The organism is Cellulomonas gelida (assembly GCF_006538725.1).
GTDB classification, from domain to species: domain Bacteria; phylum Actinomycetota; class Actinomycetes; order Actinomycetales; family Cellulomonadaceae; genus Cellulomonas; species Cellulomonas gelida.
The window spans coordinates 1-2,564 of the sequence record NZ_BJLQ01000080.1 but is presented as its reverse complement, the minus strand read 5'-3'; the positions used below and the strand labels follow the sequence as shown (position 1 = coordinate 2,564).

Annotated in this window: 3 protein-coding genes and 1 pseudogene; all 4 read left to right on the top strand. The window is 64.5% G+C overall.

The window, feature by feature from the left end:
• Nucleotides 1-151: 151 nt before the first annotated feature.
• Nucleotides 152-424 (top strand): annotated as a pseudogene (locus CGE01nite_RS17590) (RHS repeat-associated core domain-containing protein); the annotation flags it as partial.
• Between the two features lie 329 nt (nucleotides 425-753).
• Nucleotides 754-1,146: a hypothetical protein gene (locus tag CGE01nite_RS17430; protein ID WP_170211010.1), complete on the top strand. Its 393-nt coding sequence runs from the start codon at nucleotides 754-756 to the stop codon at nucleotides 1,144-1,146.
• The gene (locus CGE01nite_RS17085; protein WP_170211009.1) at nucleotides 1,146-1,661 is read left to right on the top strand and encodes a hypothetical protein; all 516 of its coding nucleotides are present in this window, start codon (nucleotides 1,146-1,148) and stop codon (nucleotides 1,659-1,661) included. The genes CGE01nite_RS17430 and CGE01nite_RS17085 overlap by 1 nt, the downstream gene beginning before the upstream one ends.
• Before the next feature lie 349 nt (nucleotides 1,662-2,010).
• On the top strand, nucleotides 2,011-2,499 hold the full coding sequence (locus CGE01nite_RS16670) for a hypothetical protein (RefSeq protein ID WP_048343118.1): 489 nt from the start codon (nucleotides 2,011-2,013) through the stop codon (nucleotides 2,497-2,499).
• The last annotated feature ends 65 nt before the right edge of the window (nucleotides 2,500-2,564 follow it).

Here is a 2,564-nt window from a genome sequence, read left to right as displayed (position 1 = left end):
AGCGCGCACGCGGTGCACGGTCGCGACGAGCGTCGCGGGCTCGGTGTCCGGTGAGCCGCTTTGACGGCCAGACCGTCGCTGTGCGCGACAAGAACGGTCTGGGCGGGGTCACCTCGCTGGTGTCCGACCCCCACGGCACGGCCTTGCCGCGATCCCGAACACCAAGTGGGCGGCGAACGACGTCGTCAAGCAGTACACCGACCCGTTCGGTGCGGCGCGCGGCACGGCCGCGAGCATCCCGGGCGACCGTCAGTTCCTCGACAAGACCCGCGACACCGCCACCGGCCTGACGATGGTCGGCGCCCGGTACTACGACGAGGCCAACGGACGGTTCATCTCCGTCGACCCGGTCCTGGACCTGGCCGACCCCCAACAGTGGAACGCCTACGCCTACGCCAACAACAACCCCACGACGTTGTCCGACCCGAGCGGCCTGACACCCCGCATCGACGACGACTACGACGGCGGCCGCGGCCCCCTGGCCAAGCGCCCACCCGCCACCTCCTCGCCTGCGCCAGCAGCTCAGCGTCGTTCATACCCTGAGCCGAGCCCGAGCCCCGGACCCCCTCCGCACCCCTGCCCATGCAGCGGTTCTAGTTCCGCGCCGACCGCCGCAGAGCAGGGCCACGTGGCGGTCGATGTCGTTGGGCTGGTTTCCGAACCCGCAGATGGCGCAAACGCAATCTGGTACGCGGCCGAGGGCGACTGGGCAAGCGCCGGTCTCTCCGGGCTCTCGCTGATCCCCGTTGGCGGGTGGCTCTCGACGGCTTCAAGTGGTGGAGGAACGGCAAGAAGGCAGCCGACGCTGCGGAGGCGGCCGCGAAGGTACCAACTGACATTCGTCCGCCGCTCTCGATTAGTTCGAAGCAGTTTGGTACGAAGTGGGGCAGGCATGCCTCGGACTACGGGCTTGACCCCAACAGCGACTCGGCCCGCGCCTGGTTCGCGAGTCGCGTACAGGACGTGCATCGCAATCCTGACGAGGTGCGCCGTGGACCGTGGAATCCTCGAGGGAATGGCGGTGATGACTACTTCTTCTTCCGCCAAGGTCGCGATCTCCTCATCATCCGCGAAGGGGGCGAGTTTGTTACCATGTTCCCGAACGAAGGAAACGCCTGGTTTAAGCACGCGGAGGTGATCGGCTAGTGATCGACGAGCTGCCGGGTCATCGGTGCGAGATGGTTCGCATCGTGAGTCATCGGATGCCAGGTGAGAACGTTCGGGACGTTGTGGCGCTTGAGTTTGCTTGGGACGACTCCACCGTCCTCACCATCGACGTGAACGCAGACTGGACTTTGTGTCTCTCTCGCACTCGTTGGGTGGAACCATTTCCCGGGGCGACCGCTGCCGAGCGTGAACTATTCCCTGATCTCGGTATCTGGGAAGTGGACGACGCGCCCGTTGGCCCTGCATCCATCGTCGGCCGCACGGTGACTGCGGCCGAGCCGATGTTCAACGAAGTCGGTGAGTTCTCAGGGATAACGATCCTGTTCGAGGGCGTGAGTGTCAGGGCATTCAGTTTCGGCGGCGATCTGCAGGTGGAACTGGGGCGCCAGTATGGCGTGCGTAGTCGTCTCCGAGGCGGCAATGCCAGTCTCGCTCGCGCGGACGACCCCTCGACTGGTGGCCGACGGCGACGAGGCCTGACTCGTAGGCGGTGACGACGAGTTGGGTGCGGGTTGTGTAGCCGAGCTGGATACGGCCAGAACGCCGCTGCCGCCGCCGCGTACGCGATGCGCACCTGGATGACGAACTCGCCACAGGAGGCTGCCTGGGCGGCCCGCCATGGATATGAGCTTGCCGACTACGCCGTCCTCAATGGCGACCCTGATCTAGATCCAGACGGCCTCGTCCCCGTGAAGAGCCCGTTATCGGGACGGCGGTCGGTGCTGGAGTAGGTGCCGTCGTAGGGTGGGCCACGACGTGGGTGGTAGGCAGGACATCGCGCACCGCGATCGACATGTATGTGGAGGGGAAGTAGTTGGACGCAATGATTGGTCGTTTCGCCAAATGAGCCAGTATGGCCTGCATATGGCTGCGATATCGGCCGTATTCACGGCGGTTGTCGCGGCGCTCTACATATTCGTGCACCGTCGAAATCTTGCGTCTGCCATAGATCGTGTGCGTAAGGAGCGGCCGTCCGCGGCCATATTCGCCGCGGCCCTAGGTGTCGACTTTGCGCCCTATATCTCGCTGCACGCCCGCTACTCTGGGGACTATCCTGCAGTATTCTCCTACCGACCTGGCGCGATCGAGGTTTGGCAAGTCGACGGCTTTCGCCTTCTGGCCGAGTATGAGACCGACACCCTGATTGATGTGTCTGTGGGACCCGTGAGAAGGTTCAATGAGCAGTTCGGGGACGGTGTTGTCTGTGTCTTCGCCGATGGCGAAGAGCTGCGGATCCGCCTCCGACGTGGTGCCTTTCGCAACCTGGGTACGCCGGAGCTTGAGGATGTGGTTCGAGACCTCCGGCTCGTCGGTGAGCTCCCCAGCGACTGACCAAGCCGCACCATCTACCTAGCGCCTAGTGGCCGACGGTGATGAGGCCTGATTCGTAGGCGGTG

Excerpts from the sequence above, each read along its gene's own strand:
- CGE01nite_RS16670 (WP_048343118.1), top strand. The coding sequence starts at position 2,011 with ATGAGCCAGTATGGCCTGCATATGGCTGCGATATCGGCCGTATTCACG.